The organism is Kineosporia corallincola (assembly GCF_018499875.1).
In the GTDB taxonomy this organism is placed as follows: Bacteria; Actinomycetota; Actinomycetes; order Actinomycetales; family Kineosporiaceae; genus Kineosporia; species Kineosporia corallincola.
The window spans coordinates 498,125-516,413 of the sequence record NZ_JAHBAY010000005.1; the positions used below are offsets into that span (position 1 = coordinate 498,125).

15 protein-coding genes are annotated in these 18,289 nt (G+C 69.3%); 9 read left to right on the forward strand and 6 right to left on the reverse strand.

All coding sequences use genetic code 11. The annotated features are described in order from the left end of the window. Positions 1 to 85 precede the first annotated feature (85 nt). The 4 genes from KIH74_RS14825 to KIH74_RS14840 all read left to right on the forward strand — a co-directional run bounded on the left by KIH74_RS14825 (position 86) and on the right by KIH74_RS14840 (position 3,884). Complete coding sequence (locus KIH74_RS14825; RefSeq protein ID WP_214156501.1) at positions 86 to 733, forward strand: helix-turn-helix transcriptional regulator; 648 nt, start codon at positions 86 to 88, stop codon at positions 731 to 733. A 140-nt stretch (positions 734 to 873) separates the two neighbouring features. Continuing rightward, positions 874 to 2,268: a hypothetical protein gene (locus tag KIH74_RS14830; RefSeq protein WP_214156502.1), complete on the forward strand. Its 1,395-nt coding sequence runs from the start codon at positions 874 to 876 to the stop codon at positions 2,266 to 2,268. 327 nt (positions 2,269 to 2,595) lie between these two features. After that, positions 2,596 to 3,210: a hypothetical protein gene (locus KIH74_RS14835; RefSeq protein ID WP_214156503.1), complete on the forward strand. Its 615-nt coding sequence runs from the start codon at positions 2,596 to 2,598 to the stop codon at positions 3,208 to 3,210. Positions 3,211 to 3,218: 8 nt separating this feature from the next. Further along, complete coding sequence (locus KIH74_RS14840) at positions 3,219 to 3,884, forward strand: helix-turn-helix transcriptional regulator (RefSeq protein ID WP_214156504.1); 666 nt, start codon at positions 3,219 to 3,221, stop codon at positions 3,882 to 3,884. 102 nt (positions 3,885 to 3,986) lie between these two features. On the opposite strand, the gene KIH74_RS14845 is transcribed toward KIH74_RS14840, so the two are convergent. Further along, on the reverse strand, positions 3,987 to 4,568 hold the full coding sequence (locus KIH74_RS14845; RefSeq protein ID WP_214156505.1) for a hypothetical protein: 582 nt from the start codon (positions 4,566 to 4,568) through the stop codon (positions 3,987 to 3,989). A 484-nt stretch (positions 4,569 to 5,052) separates the two neighbouring features. On the opposite strand from KIH74_RS14845, the gene KIH74_RS14850 reads away from it, so the two are divergent. Beyond that, positions 5,053 to 5,949, forward strand: a complete 897-nt coding sequence (locus KIH74_RS14850) for a calcium-binding protein (protein ID WP_214156506.1) — start codon at positions 5,053 to 5,055, stop codon at positions 5,947 to 5,949. 12 nt (positions 5,950 to 5,961) lie between these two features. Here KIH74_RS14850 and KIH74_RS14855 read toward each other — a convergent pair whose 3' ends face one another. Next, positions 5,962 to 6,819, reverse strand: a complete 858-nt coding sequence (locus KIH74_RS14855) for a helix-turn-helix domain-containing protein (protein ID WP_214156507.1) — start codon at positions 6,817 to 6,819, stop codon at positions 5,962 to 5,964. A gap of 127 nt (positions 6,820 to 6,946) precedes the next feature. Here KIH74_RS14855 and KIH74_RS14860 point away from each other — a divergent pair, with 127 nt between their 5' ends. Beyond that, positions 6,947 to 7,939: an aldo/keto reductase family protein gene (locus KIH74_RS14860; protein ID WP_214156508.1), complete on the forward strand. Its 993-nt coding sequence runs from the start codon at positions 6,947 to 6,949 to the stop codon at positions 7,937 to 7,939. Positions 7,940 to 7,996: 57 nt separating this feature from the next. Here the strand turns inward: KIH74_RS14860 and KIH74_RS14865 are convergent, their stop codons facing one another. Continuing rightward, complete coding sequence (locus tag KIH74_RS14865) at positions 7,997 to 8,887, reverse strand: alpha/beta fold hydrolase (protein ID WP_214156509.1); 891 nt, start codon at positions 8,885 to 8,887, stop codon at positions 7,997 to 7,999. 86 nt (positions 8,888 to 8,973) lie between these two features. On the opposite strand from KIH74_RS14865, the gene KIH74_RS14870 reads away from it, so the two are divergent. Continuing rightward, positions 8,974 to 9,450: a MarR family winged helix-turn-helix transcriptional regulator gene (locus KIH74_RS14870; RefSeq protein WP_214156510.1), complete on the forward strand. Its 477-nt coding sequence runs from the start codon at positions 8,974 to 8,976 to the stop codon at positions 9,448 to 9,450. A gap of 180 nt (positions 9,451 to 9,630) precedes the next feature. Beyond that, positions 9,631 to 10,254, forward strand: a complete 624-nt coding sequence (locus KIH74_RS14875; RefSeq protein ID WP_214156511.1) for an RraA family protein — start codon at positions 9,631 to 9,633, stop codon at positions 10,252 to 10,254. A gap of 173 nt (positions 10,255 to 10,427) precedes the next feature. Here KIH74_RS14875 and KIH74_RS38605 read toward each other — a convergent pair whose 3' ends face one another. The 3 genes from KIH74_RS38605 to KIH74_RS14895 form a co-directional block, all read right to left on the reverse strand. Further along, the gene (locus KIH74_RS38605) at positions 10,428 to 11,822 is read right to left on the reverse strand and encodes a HupE/UreJ family protein (protein WP_214156512.1); all 1,395 of its coding nucleotides are present in this window, start codon (positions 11,820 to 11,822) and stop codon (positions 10,428 to 10,430) included. Further along, positions 11,780 to 13,093 (reverse strand): DUF3500 domain-containing protein, encoded by a 1,314-nt coding sequence (locus tag KIH74_RS14885; protein WP_214156513.1) that lies wholly within the window; start codon positions 13,091 to 13,093, stop codon positions 11,780 to 11,782. The genes KIH74_RS38605 and KIH74_RS14885 overlap by 43 nt, the downstream gene beginning before the upstream one ends. Positions 13,094 to 13,456: 363 nt before the next feature. Next, positions 13,457 to 15,019: a sigma-70 family RNA polymerase sigma factor gene (locus KIH74_RS14895; RefSeq protein ID WP_214156515.1), complete on the reverse strand. Its 1,563-nt coding sequence runs from the start codon at positions 15,017 to 15,019 to the stop codon at positions 13,457 to 13,459. 680 nt (positions 15,020 to 15,699) lie between these two features. Here KIH74_RS14895 and KIH74_RS14900 point away from each other — a divergent pair. Next, positions 15,700 to 18,165 carry a non-reducing end alpha-L-arabinofuranosidase family hydrolase gene (locus KIH74_RS14900; protein WP_214156516.1) on the forward strand — a complete coding sequence of 822 codons (2,466 nt, stop codon included), beginning with the start codon at positions 15,700 to 15,702 and terminating at the stop codon, positions 18,163 to 18,165. The last annotated feature ends 124 nt before the right edge of the window (positions 18,166 to 18,289 follow it).

Consider the following 18,289-nt stretch of genomic DNA (forward strand, 5'->3'; position numbering starts at 1 on the left):
TCTGCATCAGGTATGTTCTTCCGCCGATGACGACAGCCACGAGCCCGGCCCTCGTCGCTCCCGCCGTACGGTCCGGCGCGCGACGATGACGCCGATCGCAGGACTCGAACAGGCCGAGAGGACGACCGTTCTCGTCCATGCCGAGGACCGCTTCACCCGCACCGGACTGCTCGGCATGCTCAGCGCGGGCCCGCGGATCACGCCGGTCCTGACCGCCGAAGGGACCGATGTCGACGTCGTCCTGGTGGCCTCGACGTCGCTCACCAGTTCCCTGATGCGGCAGCTGCGGTCCCGGACCGGCCCGCGCCCGCCGTCCGTCCTGGTTCTCGACCAGCTGGGTGACGCGGACGTCTTCGGCGTCCTCGAGCTGGGGGTGCGGGCCGTTCTGTGGCGTCCCGAGGCCACCGGCGAACGCCTGCTCCACACCATCCGCCTCGTGCGCCGAGGTGGGGTCCTCCTTCCCGCCGAGGTGCAGCAGATGCTGGTCGACGCCGTGGTCAGGGTCCAGCAGAACGTCCTGACACCGCGCCGGCTCACCGCGTCCGGCCTGGAAGACCGCGAGATCGACGTGATCCGGCTGGTGGCCCAGGGACTCGACACCGCCGAGGTCGCGCGGCGCCTCGCCTACTCCGAGCGCACCGTCAAGACCATCCTGGCCGGGATGATCAGCCGGCTGAATCTCCGGAGCCGGTCCCACGCGGTCGCCTACGCGATCCGGTCAGGAGTGCTGTGACACCGGCAGGCCTTCTTCCGTGCGGTCATCGAACGTGACTCACAGCACATATGGTAATTATTGGTCCGCGAGCCACCCACCCAGCATCGACAGGTCGATTTCAGCCATGAGACACCCCTCCTTCGCGGACAGTTGCGCCCATGGCCACTCCTGACAGCGCGAGCTGGCACCAGATCGGCGTCTTCGGTTCCGGGGTCCTGGTCGAGCGGCAGGTGAACTCCCTGCTCGTCCGGCCGGCGCGGCCCACCCCGGCCCAGGCCGAGGCCGTGGCGCAACTGCGGGTGTTCGCCGAGGCCGCGGCCCGCACCGGGCCCGGGCGGATCCGCGCTCTCACGGTGTACCTCGCCCCGTTCACCGGCATCAGCCTCTCCGGAATGCTCACAGCCCTGCGTGAGCCCTTCCAACGCCTCTGCGACGACGGCGCTCACCAGCGGCTCCAGATCGTCACCGGCGCCGATCACGGCAGCACCTCCGGCGTGAACCCGTTGCAGGCCCTGGCCGACACCCTGCGGATCACGGTCATGGCCCCCGCCGGCACCCTTCTCCAGATCCCGGGCAACACGCTCTTCCCCGTCGACGGATCCGGCGCCGGGCACTGGCAGCGGTACGAGCCGGACGCCCCGGAGCCGTCCCTGGACGGCCCGTGGCACTTCAGCGCCGCCTGGGCCGGCGACCTGCCCCTGGACCCGGTCTCCTACGGGGAGAGCGACATCGACGTGGTGGCGGTTCCGGCCGGTGTCGTCCTGACCCCGTACGCCGGGCGCGCGGGATCTGCGGACGACGTGTTCTACTCGGTCCCGCTCGACCCGCGCCATCCCCTGGTCATCGTCGACCGGACCGGGGACCCCCAGGTGACGGCCGGGCAGATCGCCCGGTACCTGCGGACCGTTCCGGAACCCGTGCGTCGCTCGGTGCGGCTGTGCTCGGCGAGCAGCGACCCGGCCCCGAACTGGGCTCAGGCGGTCGCCGACGAACTGGGCGAGCCCGTCGAGGCGCTCACTGGCGTCCCCCTGCTCCGCGCCGGCGAATACACCTGCTGCGTCCTGGGTCCCGACGGCAACGGCGATCTGGCGGTCCGCTGGGAACCACTGGTCAGCCGGCTGCGCCACTCCCCCGCCCCGGGAACCGCCGAGATCACCGGCTGGCGATCGCCCGGACCCGACCTGTCCCGCAGCGGCGATCGTGTGTACGCCGTCGACGGCACGTGGGTGGTGGAGATCGTGCCCTCCGGGGTCTGGCTGCGCCGCAACGGCATCCACGAACTTCCCGCCCCGGTCAAGGCTCCGTTCGATCCCGTCGAGCCCGTGCTCGTCGTCGGTTCCCCCGGCGACCAGATCACGGAGCAGATCTGGTCGTACGCGGGGGATCTCGCCGACCGTCTCGAGCGTGTCACCGGATCCCGCGGACGCCTGCGCGTCCTGGCCTCCCCCCAGGCGGGCCGACCCGGCCGCGGCCGGCTGCGGCTCCTCGCCCCGACCGGCACCGATTCCACCGAGGCGACCGGGACCACCGGCCGTGACGTGTGGCAGCCATGACTCCGTACACATCCCGTTCCCGCATCCGGACCGGCCCCTGGAGGCCCTGGTCGTCACGCCCCCGTCCACGTCCCCGACCCTGAGGAGCCGAGCCCGCTCATGGTGGAGACGACCACTGACCGGCCGCGACGGCTCGCGATCATCGACAGCCGGCCGGCGCCGCACCTTTTCGAGCGAGCTGCCCCGCTCCCGCTCTTCGCCGGCGCAGACAGCACGCCTCCCAACTCGTCCTCGGCGACCGATCCCGCCCAGGAGACCGCTGCCCGGGAACTCCCGTCCGGGCGAGGACCACGGCCCCGGTCGTCCTCACCGGCCGGGTGCCGCGCCGTGTTCGTGAGCGTGTGCCTGATCGTCGTCACCACGCTGGTGACCGTCGGTGTCATGACCCGTCTCGGGGATCGCCCCACCTCGCCGTCCGGTTCCACGGTGTCCACGACCTCCCCGAGCACTCCGGCGACCGGCGCCGAACAGCACGGGACCGGCTGGGCCTCCGCCGAACTGGCTGTCACCGGAAACATCGGGGCCACCGTTTACTTCGGCCGGCTCGAGGACGTGCTCGGTCACCTGGGCGGCAAGGTCACCTTCGCGGTCGGTCCCGGATACCGGTCCACCTATCCGGACGCCTGCGTGGTCACCGTCGTGTTCACGAACGTCCGTGGCACCACCGCCAAAGCCTACGCTCTGGATCTGTACTCGTCCTGGCTCGCCGCCGAATCCACTCCGGACCCGGCGGTCTCGGCCGACCACGGCACCGTTCACCACCAGATGGTGACCCCACCACGGACCGTGACCCCAGGAACCCGGTGGACACCATCGTCCATGATCGACGTCGACGGAGCCCAGATCACCACCGGCACCTACTCTCTCGAGCTCCTCGCGCGCCGCGGCTCTCGCCTGACCTGGGCGCTGGGGAGCCGGCAGCTCACCTGCTCCCTCACCTGAATCCGGCCATGCCCGAACACCGATCACCGACCACGACGACCGCCGCCTCCCCGATCCGTATCGCGCTGATCACCAGCGATCCGATCAGCCGTGCCGCGTTCGCGGCTCTCGTCGTGCCCTGGACGGACATGAAGCTGCTGCCCGACGCCCGCCGATCCGGCTGTGACCTGCTCGTCGTCGTGGAACGCGCCGTCGACGGCGTCCTGCTGGGAACCCTGAGGTCTCACGCCCGGGACGCAACCGTGCCGGTGTGCGCGATCGTCGACGAACCGGGCGACGAGACGCTGCTGACCGCCGGCGCACACGCCGGGCTGTCGGGACTCGTCCTACGGGACGAGGCGACGCCCGACCTGCTGGCCGGCGTGCTGCGGCGGGTACACGGATCCACCGCGCGATGTGACGGTCCCGACGGGCGTCTCCAGGCGCTCCAGAGCGACCGGGAACGCCACCGGCACCTGAAGCCACCTACCGGCCTGGACCTCAGTGACCTGGACAAGCGCGAGGCCATGATCCTGCGTCTGCTGGCCGACGGCCTGTCCACCTCCGAGATCGCCTCTGTCATGGGGTACTCCGAGCCCACCATCAAGAGCTCGCTCTCGTGTGTGCTTCAGCGCCACGACCTGCGCAACCGCATTCACGCCGTGTCCGCGGCCCTTCAGCAGGGCCTGATCTGATCGAGGCCCGTCTGGATGGGCCGGCCCTGGACCACGACGAACGGCCCTGTCGCCCGACCGGCCAGGACCGGGCGGACGGCAGGGCGTCGTGTCGCCGGCCGGTTACGTCAGCCAGGTGGCCAGCAGCTTGCCCTGGCTGGACTTGATGGTGACGCTCGCGCCGTCACCGATCCCGGCACCGGCCGAAGCCTCGTAGGAGAACCGCCAGGTGTTGCTCTCGCCCTCCAGGACCTCGGGCGATCCGTCCTCGCCCGGCACGTCGATCGGGTCGAAGACGGCACCGTTCGCGTAGACGAACTGGATCGGGGACGTCAGGACCGTCCAGTCCCCCCGGTCCATCTCCACGTGCACATCGACCACGTAGGGAGGATCCCCGAGCTCCTCCTGGTCCTGGTCGGTCACCTCCGTCACGGCCACCCGGGCGTCGAAGTCCGCCGTGTGAATCGACTGCTCGGTCCCGATCGGCACGGCGCCACCGTCGGCCGAGGAGTCCGACGCCTGTGTGGCATCGCCGGTGGAATCGTTCGAATCTGCTTCTGCCGTGGGAGAACTGCTCGCATCCGCTGCCGTGGCGGTGGCCGCCGCCGTCGACGTTCCGGCTGCGGTCGTCGAGTCGCTCTGAGCGGTGGTGCACGCCGCCAGAAGAGCGACCGACAGGACGAGCGTCAGGGTGTGTTTTCGCATTTCGCCAAGGTATCCACGCTCGGCCTCATCGCCGGGCAACGGGGAGAACTCCGGGACGAGACGGTCACAGGGAATCAAAACACTTTCATCACAGCACTTTTGAGCATGTGATCAATCTGCGAAGCCTCCCCTGGAACCCCGATGACCCTAGCGATAAGTACGGCGAAGTCTTCCCTTTGGGATAGCCGCACACACTGCTGCTATCTTCCGTGCGTTCGTGACCGGCCGGTGGTGGGTCGGCTGCCGGGTCGTACCCGTCCAGCAGCGACGGCCGTTACTCCCCCGCAGAACTCCGGCCGGCTTCCATCCGGGGTTCACCGCGGCCAGCGAGTTCGGGCCAGGTGCGGACCCGTGACAGCGTCCCCCCGTTGTCGCAGGCGAGCTGCCATGATGGCCGATCATGATCCGGCATCCTCGGGGGAGCATCATGAATCGGCCAACGTGCCTGCAACGGGTATCTTTCCGGACGGGATTCGTCCTGTCCGTGACCACTGCCGCTTGTCTCGCGGCCCTCGCGCCGGCGCAGGCCGCGATCGCCCCGGCCACGGTGCGAGTCAGCAACAGCCGGCTCGATTACGTCGCGGCCGACGGCCAGGCCAACCGGTTGTCGGTGTGGCTGGGGCCGATTCACCGGGTGGGCAACGGTTTCTCCGAGAACTATCTCATCGACGACGTCTACCCGATCCGGATCGCCGGTGGTGACTGCGTCCATCCGCGTGCGTCCGATCCGACCCGGGTGCGGTGCACGGTGACCCACGGCAGTGACAGCAACGGCCAGCCCGGCGGGGTCGGGCCGGCCAGCTTCGCCTTGTCCTACACCGGTCGCTTCCGGCTCGGCGACGGGGACGACACGGTGCGGCTGCACAACCCCAAGGACCGCAGGATCTTCAGCCAGTTCTGGCTCGGCCCAGGCCATGACACCGCACTCACCCGGCAGAGCGGGGAACGCAGAGATCCCAGCGCGGTCTACGGGCAGGACGGCCAGGACCGCATCGTGGCCGGCATCCCGGATTCGCTGAGTCTGGTGACGGGCGGCAACGGCGACGACTGGATCTCGCTGATCGGGCCCGCCCCGGTCAGCGACGACGACGGGGTCTACCGGCGTGAGACCGGCAACGGGGTGGCTTCCGGCGGCAACGGCGACGACCAGATCCACGGCGGCCAGGGACCCCAGACCCTGTCGGGAGACGCCGGCGACGACCGGATCGACGGTGGGGACGGCGATGACGAACTGAACGGCGGCCCGGGAGACGACCGGCTGTGGGGCCGTCAGGGCAACGACACGATCCGAGGCGGCAACGGCAACGACCGGCTCTACGGCGGCCTGGGCCGTGACCGACTGATCGGTGGCCCCGGGAAAGACCTCACCGTGGCCAGATGATGGACGGCCGGCTCACCGCGGGCTCCGCTCCGGGCTGGTCTTCTGGCACCCACCCGGAGCCGGCATCAGGGTGGACAGGAGCGTCATCGACTGTTCGGCCGGGCTGCCCGCGGTGGGGAAGAAGATCTGCAAAGTCTGCCCCTCGGAACCGTTCACGCCGAACGTCGCATAGTTGAGCTCCAGCGTCCCCACGACCGCGTTGTTGAAGAGCTTCACGCCAGAGGTCTTTTCGTGAACGTCGTGCCGGGCCCACAGACGGCGGAACTGCTCGCTCTTGAGAGACAGCTCCCCCACCAGTGCCCGCAGCCGCGGATCGTCCACGTCGATACCCGACGACACCCGCAGCCCGGCCACCGCACCGGCGGCGATGCTGTCCCACTCCGGGTAGATGTCGCGGGCCGCCGGATCGAGAAAGATCTGGCGCAGCAGGTTCTTCCCCACCGCGAACCCCGGATTGACCAGGACGGCCAGTTCGGTCGCGGCCAGCACGTCGCGGAAACGGCCGGTGATGATCGCCGCCTGCCCCGGCCAGGTCCCGAGCAGCATCTGAAGCGCCGGGGTCACCCGCTCCGGCTTCGCCCGGGGCCGGCGGGCCGGTCCCGGGCGGGCGAGCTCGCGAAGGTGGCGGCTGCTCTCCGTATCCAGTTGCAGAACGCGCGCGATGGAGTCGAGCACGGCCTCGGACGGATTCCGATCACGCCCCTGCTCCAGCCGGGCGTAGTAGTAACTGCTCACCCCCGCCAGAAGCGCCAGCTCGTCGCGGCGCAGCCCAGGGGTACGCCGCCGGCCGAAGTCGGGCAGGTCGTACGACGACGGATCGGCCAGTTCACGTCGGGCCCGAAGGAATTCACCCAGCCGGTTCTCCTGCATGCCCCCAGGGTAGAACCGTCCCCGGCGACGTGCCTCACCCTGCGAGGGCTAGCCCCAGCAGGGCCTTTCCGGTGGGCGCCCGGCTTTCTAGGGTGAGTGGGTCACCCCGCGAAAGGAACCCGACATCATGAAATACCGCAAGCTGGGTCGTTCTGGACCGGAGGTCTCCGAGATCGCCCTCGGATCCTGGCTGACCTTCGCCGGAGGCATCCAGAAGGAACAGGCGAGAGCCACCCTGGAGGCCGCCTTCGACGCCGGGATCACCCTTTTCGACACAGCGAACATGTACGGACGCGGCGCCGCCGAACAGGCCTGGGGAGAGATGCTTTCGCAGCACTCTCGCGAATCCTACGTCCTGGCCACCAAAGTCTGGGGCCCGATGTCGGAAACCGACTCGGGACTGTCGGCGCCACAGATCGCGAAACAGATCGACGGGTCACTGCGGCGACTGCGCACCGACTACGTCGATCTCTACCAGGCCCATCGTTTCGACACCTCCGTGCCGATCGAGGAGACGATCGAGGCCCTGCTCCTGGTCGTGCGCCAGGGCAAGGCCCGCTACCTGGGTTTCAGCGAGTGGACGCCCGAACAGATCCGGGCGGCCGTCGACATCGCCGGGCCCGACGTGTTCGTCTCCTCGCAGCCCCAGTACTCGATGCTGTGGCGGGCCCCGGAGGCGGAGGTCTTCGACGTCTGCACGGCCGCGGGCATCCATCAGATCGTCTGGTCCCCGATGGCCCAGGGGCTGCTCACCGGAAAGTATCTGCCAGGCAAGCCTTTGCCCGCCGATTCCCGCTTCGCCCATCAGGAGATGAACGCCTTCCAGGACATCGTCTGGAGCGACCAGGCGCTGGAGGCGGTGCAGCGCCTGGTCCCGGTGGCCGAACAGGCCGGCCTGTCCATGCCCCAGCTGGCTCTGGCCTGGGCCCTGCGGCGCGATGAGCTGGCCGCGGTGATCATCGGGGCGTCCCGCCCGGAGCAGGTGCACTCCAACGCCGCGGCGGCGGGCGTGCACCTGTCCGACGAAACCCTGCAACAGATCGAGTCGGCTCTCGGCGATGTCCCGGTCACCGGCCCGCGCCTGGCGATGTACGCCGAGGAGGGGGTACTGCACCGCTGAGCATCGGTCATCGTCGTGCGCCGATCTACCTGGTGCCCTGACCCCGAACCAGTCCGTTCAGCGGTTGCCGTCGACGCGGTCGGCGAAGGCGCCGACCGCGGCGGCGAAGGCGACGGGTGCCTCCTGCGCGACGAAATGCCCGACGTCCGGGATCGCGACCGCGGTGACGTCGCCGGCGACCTGGCGCATCGTCTGCTCGGTGAAGGGGGCGTTGATGCCGTCGACGGCGAGCACGGGAACGGTCAGCGGGCGCGACCCGGCCAGTGCCCGCATCCGGTCGCCGCCGCTCAGGGAAGAACGGTAGAGCCCTTCGGTGCCACGCCAGCCGCCCGGCCGGGCGTAGGTGCGGGCGAACTCGTCGAGGTCGGCCTCGGTGATCGCGCCCGGCACCGTCGTCATCGCCGAGACCGCCCACTCGAGCATCACCCGCTCGCGGCCGGCCAGGAACAGCTCCGCGATCTCTGGGGCGGCCAGGAATCCGACGTGCCAGGAGCCGCCGTTCCTCACGTCGGCCAGCATCTCCCAGCCGTACCCCGGAAGGGCGGTCTCGACGCCGGTGAAGCTGAGGACGTCGCCGGGGTGCGTGGCCGCGAACGCGAAACCCGGCCCGCCGCTGATGTCCTGGCAGGTCACGTGTACGGGGCCGAGGCCGAGGTGGGCGACCAGCTGGTGCAGGTCCTCCGCCGTGGTGGCCAGGTCGTGGTCGCCCTCGGCGATGCCGGAGTCGCCGAAGCCGCGCAGGTCGACGGCGAACACCCGGTGCGTGGCGGCGAGCAGCGGAATGACGTCGCGGAACGCCCACCAGGACTCCGGCCACCCGTGCACCAGCAGGATCGGGGAGCCGGCCTCCCCCGCCGAGACGTAGTGCAACGTGGTGCCGTTGATCTCGGCCGTGTGGTGCGTGACGCCCGCCACGGTGCGCGAGGCGTCCACGAAAGAGCTGGGCATGCGGGAACTCCCAAGATAGACAACCGAGTTGACTTCAGTGTTAGTCAACCCGGTTGTCTATGTCAAGGGAGACCTAGACTGGGGCCATGTCCTCAGGATCCGGCGCCGATCTCGCCCTGCTGCTCCTGGGCAGCTACCGCAATCTGGTGGACGAGGTGGTCCGGGAGCTGGCGACCCGGGGATACCCCGACGCCCGGCCGTCGCACGAGTACGCGATCCGGGCCATCCGGGCCGGCGCCGACAGCGCCTCGGACCTGGCCCGCAGACTCGCCGTCACCAAGCAGGCCGCGGCCAAGACGATCGCCGCGCTCGTCGAACGCGGATACGTCACCACCGAGACCGACCCCACCGACGTCCGCCGCAAGACCATCCGGATCACCGATCACGGGATCGGGCTGATCACCGAGGGCACGGCGATCTTCGACGAGGTGCGAGCCCGCTGGGAAGCGCGCCTGGGCGCCACCGAACTCGCCGAGCTGGAAAGACAACTCGCCCAGTTCGTCGGCGACTCGCCCATCAACCTCGACGCTCCGGGCTGGGCGGCGGGGCAGGAACTGCGCTAGTACACAGCCATGGTCTTGCCGATCGACTGGGACACTGCCTGGGCGGTCGGGCGGGGTGGCGTCATCCTGCACACCGGTGACGGCGGTGTCACCCGGGTCCATCAGGAGTTTCCGCGGGCCGACTGCGGCCTGTGGTCCCGAAAAGTAAATCACCGCACCGTGAATGGAGAAACCAACACCATGACAGACATCGCGGGCTACCACGGGGTGCCGACCACCACGCTGGCAGACGTCCTGAACCGTGAGCAGGTCATGGACATCGGCGTGCGCCCGCTGTGGGGCCCGGTACCGCGGGTCGCCGGTCCCGCCTTCACCGTCCGCTGCGAGCCCGGCGACAATCTCATGCTGCACGCGGCCATCTACCGGGCCGGGCCCGGCTCGGTGATCGTCGTGGAGTCCGGCGACCTGGACCACGCCCTGGCCGGCGGCAACGTGTGCGCCGTGGCCCAGCGGCGCGGGGTCGCGGCGTTCGTGCTCGACGGCCTGATCCGTGACCTCACCGAGGTGCGTGAGGCCGGCTTCCCGGTGTACGCCCGCGGCGTCATCCCCATCCCGGGGACCAAGAAGAAGGTCGGCTCGCTGGGTGAACCCGTCCGCTGCGGAGGCGTTCTCGTGCAGGCGGGGGACATCGTGGTGGCCGACGAGGAGGGCGTGGTCGTCGCCCCGGCAGGCCGGGCCGGCGAGACGCTCGCGGCCGCCCGGGCCAAGCTGGACAAGGAGGCCGGAGAGACCCTGCACGACTGGGAATCCCAGCACCGCAAGAGGATCGACGAGGCGCTGCGTGCCGGTGGTTTCACCGGCTGAGACTCCAGAGCCGACGGCGCACCCGGAACCGGGTGCGCCGTTTTTGTTTTCACCCGGCGGCGGTTAATGACCAAATCCTTTTCAAGCGCTTCTCCGGGGTCTGCGCCTGGAAAGGACGACGCCGCCCGGCCGGCACCGACGTCCTGCCACCGCACCGGCTCGCCGCGCCCGACCTAGGGCTCCTCCTGCGCAAGGCTGCACCGCGCGCGGGAGTCAGAAACCCGGACCTCATGCTCCGTCGGCGAGTTCTCGCGCAGGTCAAGGCTTCGAGGAGCAGACGATAACCGGACAACCCTGCTCCTGAGCGCCTGGGCTGCGGCCGCGAGCCAGAGCAGCACGACGAGCGGCAGGGACGCCGCTTCCAGATGGTCGGCCCCGGTGGCCAGGGGGTTGCCCAGGCCGAGCCGGTCGAGCAGCCAGCCCAGGGCCGCCACGGCGGTCAGCACCGAGGCCACGATCCGCAGACCGCGGTACCGGCCGGCGTGGGCCAGCATCAGCAGCGGTGGCAGCACCAGGGCGACCACGATCAGCTGCATGGCCTCGATGCCCAGGTTGAAACCCAGCAGGCTGAGCGCCAGTTCGCGGCCGGCGAGGTCCAGTTCCTGGAGCGTCTGGGAGAAGGCCAGGCCGTGGATCAGGCCGAAGGCCGCCGCCACCAGGGCCTCCCGGCCGGGGAAGAGCGGGCGCACCGCGTGCGCGGCGGCCACCAGGATGCTCACGGCGATCAGCGACTCGACGACCTGCGCCGGGACCGGCACCCCGAGCGCTCCCAGGGCGAGGGTGACGGAGTGGCCGAGGGTGAAGGCCAGGGTGATGCGGGTGATCCGGCCGACCGCCGTACGGGCCGAGACCGCCTGGCCCCAGCGCCGTCCCGCGGCCAGCAGGGGGGCGGGCAGGAGCAAGGTCAGCAGGAACAGCTGGTGGTCGGTTCCCTCCTTGATGTGCTCCATCCCGAGGGCGAACATGCCGGTGAGGGCACCGGCCCGGCTGACCCGGCCGAGGTCGACGTGCAGGGGCTGGACGGTGTTGGTGGCGATGTCACGGCGGATCGTGCCCAGGGCGGTGACGTCGTCGCCGGAGCGGGCGGTGACGACGATGGCGTGGGTGGCGACCTTCTCCACCACGGCGTCGTAGCCCAGGTCGAGCGACTCCAGGCTCTGGCCGGCGGCCGGGGTGAGGATGAACGTGATGGTCAGCTGCTGGTAAATCCCGGTGGTGGCGGCGTTTCCGGCGCTGGCCAGGGTGTAGTCGCCCGCGGCGACGCCCCAGGCGGTGCCGTCGTCACTGGTCGGGGCGAAGTGCTCGAGCAGGTAGGTGTCCACGGAGTTCTGGTCGGCGACGTCCACACCCGCGGAGTCCAGGTCGCTGACCGGGATCGACACGGTGGCCGTGAGCGTCGAGTCGTTCTCGACGAGCTGGATGGAGGACGTCGGTACGACGTGGGCCGAGGCGGCCGGTGCGGTCAGCGCCAGGAGCGTGACCACACCGGCCAGGACCAGCCCGAGCCGCCGGGGGATGCGGCTGATCAGCTCTGCGTCCCTCCGTAGTCGGTGGTGCGGTCGCGCCACACGGTGTGGGGGTGGTTGCCCGACAGCACGATGCCGTTCTGCATCGAGTACTCGATCCAGACCGAGGGACCGTCGATGCGGACGTAGTCGTCCTTCTCCGTCAGCTTCGTGGTGCCGGAGAAGGCGAGGTAGGTGTCGTCCAGTTCCGACTCGTACTTCTTCAGGATGGTCGCGGCGTCGTCGTCGGCGATGTCGTCGACGTAGGTGGCGATGGCCGCGAGCACCAGTTTCTTGGTCGCGGCAGGCAGTTTCGAGACCTGGATGCCTTCCTTGTCGGTCGGGAAGGTCCAGTCGTTGCCCGGCCCGAGCACCAGGTCGGAGTAGGTGTCCGCGAGCTTGGCCGACTTCTGCTCGGCGGTGGACAGGGCGGCGAGCACGGCCGTGAAGGCCTTCTCCTTGACCTTGAGCACCTTCTCGGTCTTGCCGTCCCAGGTGAACTGGCCGTTGGGCTCGATCCCCCGGAAGGCCGGGGTGGCACCGACCAGGACACCGTCGGTGTAGGTGTTCGCGACGGCCAGGTGGTGACCACCGAACTGGAGTTCCCACGTGCCGGAGTCCTGAGGGCTGCCCAGGATGGCCAGGTAGAAGTTCTCTCGCCCGTAGGTGTCGCCGCCGCCGTTGTCGCCCAGGTAGTCGTCGGCGTCCAGGTGCATCTGGATCTCGTCCCAGCCCAGGCCCGTCTTGGTGCCGGTGGCGGCCTCGAGCAGGGCGTTGAGGGCGGTCACCTGATCGTCGCTGAGCTGGCCGATGTTGACGCCCAGACGGGTCGAATTCCCGCCGCCCGTCCCACCACCGGCGCCGCCGCTCGGGGCACCGCTGCTGCCCGAGCTGCCACCGGGCCCGCCCGAGGGCATCCCGGAGGGCATACCGGAGGCGTCACCGGTGCTGCCGGAGGGCATACCCGAGGCGCCGGAGGGCATCCCGGAGGAGCCGCCGGACGGCATGCCCCCGGAACCGCCTCCCAGCAGCCCCTGCGGCAGGTTGGACCAGCGCTTGGCGTTGGCCAGCGTGTAGTTCTGCAACACGGTGGTTTGGAGATCGGAGTCGAGCGTGTTGTAGAAGGCCTGGGCCAGGGCGGCCACGCTGCCGGCGGCCGCCTCCCCGTCGGCGACCGCGGTGACCGCCTCGGTGGTCGACGTGCTCGTCGTGGCGGTGGCGCCGGACGACGAACCGGAGCAGGCGCTGAGCGCGGCCGCCAGGGCCGGGACACCGGCCAGCAGCGTCCGGCGCGAAAGAGCCCTGCCGGGGAGCGAGCTCGTGGTTTCGATCATGCGTGGACCCTAGTGAGCCGCACCCGGGATCCACCTGAACGCCGACTGTGGAGTTTCTGTCCTTAACGGGCAGGACCGCCCGGTCGCAGCCCCAGATACACCTTCCGCACCCTCTCGTCATGCCGCAACCGCGCCGGCGGGCCAGACCGGGCCACGACCCCGTTCTCCATCACCGGACACGTCTGGGTGGCCTCGAACGTCAGCCACGCGGTCTGTTCCACCAGCAGCACCGACAGCCCGCGCTCGCGCAGCGTCAGCTGCGAATCCAGTGCCTGGCCAGCCGGTTACGGCGACAGCCCTCGTCGAGGGCTCGTCGGAATCGGCAGGCTCGGCCCCGCCGTCAGCGCCCGTGGGAGCGACGCCCTACGGCGCGAGGGGGTCCCGCACACGGAAGGAGTTGTCGGCGTGGAACTGTGCGGTCCCGTCGTCCTGGTCGACCCACAGTTCCATGTTCCGGTGCCGCAGGAACCAGCCCGGGTAGTTCTGCGCCTCCAGGGAGATCGTGCCGGGAGTGGATCCCTCACCCTGGCAGAACGTGGCGTCCCCGTGGAACAGGTCGCTTCCGTTGTCCTCGTCGGCCCGCACCCTCCAGGATGAATGACGCAGGTATGCACCGCTGTCCAGCTGGAAGGAGAAGCAGTCGGCATCAGCCAGTCCCCGCACCACCTCGAAGGTCGCGCCCTGCCTCACCGCCGCAGCATCACCGGGTCCCGCTTCCTTCAGGATCCCGAGATCCCCGTCGATCGAAGCGAAATACCCACCGATGTCGTCGGCCTCCAACGACGCACGACCCAGCTGGAGCGGTCCATCGGCATCCGCCCGGCCCGCGGGACTGGTCACCGCGGTCACCGGGGTGGCGCTGACCGCCGAGGAGCGCAGCGCTTTCGAGCGCTCCGGTGAGGGGGTCGGTGCCGGCGTCGGGACAGGGCTCGGGATCGAGACCACGACCGGGGGCGGCGAGGTGAACTCCGGCCAGTGTGTGATGGTCAGAGCGGCCCCGCTCGCCACCGTGCCGGTCAGAAGCATCGCCGAGAGCGGCTTGACGGCGCCGGTCTGGAGGACGTGGGTCGCCCATCCGGCCTTGACGCCTCCCGCAGCCGTCGCGGTATCCGCCGGCATCCTGGCCAGCAGGGCGGCGGTCACGGCCACCGGAACCGGCAGGAGACCGATTCCGAGCAGCAGGTTCTCGGGCGCGATCATCTCCCGGGACGGGCCGAGGCAGATGTCGCAGGAGCGGGTGTGCCGGAGAATGCGTTTGCGCCACACCGAGCTCGGCATGCCGTCCCAGTCCCGCAGGACGACATCGAGATCGGCACAGCGGGGACGCTTTTCGACGGCGGCGGTCAGGGACCGGGCCAGTTCGAGCTGGTGATGCATCCGCTGCACCCGCACCGTGCCATGAGCCTGGCTCACCGCCAGTGCCGTCGCCAGCTCGGCACGGGTCAGCTGACCGGTCGCCTCGAGCCACCACAGGGAGAGCACGGCCTGATCGTCGGCACTCAGCCATCGGCGTGCGCGCACCAATTGGTGACGCTGGTCGGCCAGTTCGAGACGCAGTGCCGTTGTGTCCTCCAGCGGGAGGGTGGGTGGCGCCCCGGCGTCCTCCTCGCCGTCCAGGTCGTCGAACGCTGTGACGTTCGCCGCCCGCCGGGCCAGCCGGTGCCGGTGGGTGCTGATCTGGCGGATCGCGATCGCCGCCAGCCAGGCCCGGAAGCTGTCGGCCTGCCTCAGCCGGGGCAGTTCCCTCAGCGCACGCAGCATCGTCTCCTGGACGATGTCGTCGACATCCGGACTCGGGCCCAGGGCGCGCCGGACGATGGTGTAGACGAACGGCAGGCGGGCCTGGAGGACATCCTCCAGCGCTCTCAGGTCTCCCGACCGAGCTGCAACGACACGGGATTTCTCGTCGGGGTGACTGGTCTGCATCTCCACGTCGCTGTCGCACAGAAGGGCCGGGTGCTGCGCGCCGCGAGGCAGACAGCACCTTGAATCATGCCCGGCCGGCCGCGGGAGCGGCGGGCCGAGGTCGGTGACGACTCTGAACGAGAGCCCGGGTTCCGTCAAGGCGGAGGACGGCCGGTTCCGTCCGTGACGCGCCGGTGACCGGCCAGGCGTTCGGCAGGCCACTCCGTGGCCGCCGGTGCGACCATCGACCCCCCGCGCCGATAACAAGAAACGAGTATTTTCTCGGGAAATTCTCCGTTCCGGTGCTGGATCGGCCCGGCAGCACCGGCCGTCCATCAAGATCCCCTGAAGCCAAGAACAAATGTCCGCGACCGCCGGCCCCATCGAATGACGCCGGCGGAAAAATTGTTATCCCGGAAACCCCGCGGTGGTCGCCCGGCCCGGGAACGTGAAGACCACCCGGAGGGACCGTGAAAATCATTCATAACCGCTTCCGAACAGGCATGATGCGTCTCCGAGAAGCCCTTGACAGAAACCTCGCTTGTTTTGATGCAATGCCTCTGGCACGATCTCGAATCGTCCATACATCGGGTCGACAGAAGATAATTCTCCTCCTTGACCTCATGGCCTTTTCTTTTCCATGTGCCCCTCGGGACCGCCTGGAATAAGCCATGAGCTTCCCTGACGAAAGGCGGTCACTCATGTCCATCCCCGCTCCGCGCCGACGTCCGCCGTGGACCCGCCTGCGATGGCAGGCCTCGGCCGCCGCCATGGCCACGGTTCTCGTGATCGCCGTGATGTCGGCCTTCGGTCAGTCCGCCCAGGCAGCCAACACCCTGGGCGGCTCAGCCGCAGAGAAGGGCCGCTACTTCGGCGCGGCCATCGCCGCCGGCCGGCTCAGCGACTCCACCTACAACAGCATCCTGACCCGCGAGTTCAACTCGGTGACGCCCGAGAACGAGATGAAGTGGGACGCCACCGAACCGTCCCGGGGCTCGTTCTCGTACACCGGCGGCGACCAGATCCTCAACAAGGGCGTCTCGATGGGCGCCAGGGTCCGTGGGCATGCCCTGCTGTGGCACTCGCAGCAGCCGGGGTGGGCGCAGTCACTGTCCGGCAGCGATCTGCGCAGTGCCGCGATCAATCACGTCACCAAGGTCGCGACTCACTACAAGGGCAAGATCTACGCCTGGGACGTGGTGAACGAGGCCTTCGCCGACGGCTCCAGCGGCGCGCGGCGGGACTCCAACCTCCAGCGCACCGGAAACGACTGGATCGAGGCCGCTTTCCGGGCCGCGAGGAGCGCCGATCCGGCCGCGAAGCTGTGCTACAACGATTACAACACCGATGGCGTCAATGCCAAGTCCACCGGTGTCTACAACATGGTCAAGGACTTCAAGGCCCGCGGCGTGCCCATCGACTGCGTGGGTTTCCAGTCCCACCTGGGCACCAGCATCCCCGGCGACTACCAGGCCAATCTGCAACGCTTCGCCGACCTGGGCGTCGACGTGCAGATCACCGAGCTCGACGTCGCCCAGGGCTCCAACCAGGCCGGCACCTACGCCAGCGTGGTGAAGTCCTGCCTGGCGATCTCGCGGTGCACCGGCATCACCGTGTGGGGAATCCGGGACACCGATTCCTGGCGTACCGGTGAGAACCCGCTGCTGTTCGACGGTTCCGGCAACAAGAAGGCCGCCTACACCTCGGTGCTGAACGCGCTCAACGCGAGCGCAAGCGGTACCGGCAGCGGGAGTGAGGGCGGCGCGTCGCCGGTCGACACGAGCGCCTCGTACATCCTGGTCAACCGCAACAGCGGCAAGGCCCTGGACGTCTACAACCTGGCCACCTCGGACGGCTCCCGCATCACTCAGTGGACCAGGAACGACGGCGCCCAGCAGCAGTGGCAGTTCGTCTCCTCCGGCGACGGGTACTACCGGCTGAGGTCCCGCCACTCGGGCAAGGTTCTGGACGTCTACAACTGGTCCACCGCCAACGGCGGGTCCATCGTGCAGTGGACCGATCTGAAGGCCGCCAACCAGGAGTTCAGCATCCAGAACCTGGACGGGTACGTCCAGCTGATCAACCGCAACAGTGGCAAGGCGCTGGAGGTCCAGGGAGCCTCGACCGCGGACGGCGGCAACGTCGTGCAGTACGCGGACGCCAACGGCACCAACCAGCAGTGGCAGCTCGTCAAGACCGGTGCTGCCGCCCCCACCGCCACCAACGTCTCCTCGACCCCCGCGGCTTCGGCTACCAGCTCGTGCGCTCTTCCCTCGACGTACCGCTGGAAGTCCACCGGTGCGCTGGCCACCCCCCGGTCCGGTTGGGCGTCACTGAAAGACTTCACCACCGCCCCCTACAACGGCAAGCAACTGGTCTACGCCACCACCCACGACACCGGCACGAGCTGGGGCTCGATGAACTTCAGCACCATCACGAACTGGTCCGACCTGGCAACCGCGGCCCAGAACGCGATGAGCTCCGGCGCCGTCGCCCCCTCACTGTTCTACTTCGCGCCCAAGAACATCTGGATCCTGGCCCACCAGTGGGGACCGACCAAGTTCTCCTACCGCACCTCGTCCGACCCCACCAAGGCCAACGGCTGGTCCGCCCCCCAGACCCTGTTCACCGGCACCGTCTCCGGCTCCGACACAGGCCCCATCGACCAGACCCTCATCGGTGACGGCACCACCATGTACCTGTTCTTCGCCGGCGACAACGGCAAGATCTACCGCTCCTCCATGGCCCAGGCCAACTTCCCCGGCAGCTTCGGCTCCTCCTCGACCGTGGTCCTCAGCGACACGAAGAACAACCTTTTCGAAGCTCCCCAGGTCTACAAGGTCCAAGGCAGCAACCAGTACCTGATGATCGTCGAGGCGATCGGCTCAGGCGGCCGCTACTTCCGCTCGTTCACGGCCACCAGCCTGGGCGGCACCTGGACCCCGCAGGCCGCGACCGAGAGCAACCCCTTCGCGGGCAAGGCCAACAGCGGCGCCACCTGGACCAACGACATCAGCCACGGCGAACTGATCCGGGTCAGCGCCGACCAGACCATGACCGTCGACCCCTGCAACCTGCAACTGCTCTACCAGGGCCGCTCGCCCTCCTCCGGCGGCGACTACAACCTCCTGCCCTACCGCCCGGGTCTGCTGACCTTGCAGCGCTGAGGCGCCACGGGGGTGGGCCCGGTCAGTCCTGCCACGCCGGTTACCGCCGGCGTGGCAGGACCACCGGGCCCCCATCGCCCGGAGCAGCACCGGAGCCGGCACCGGAGCCGGCACCGGACGCGAT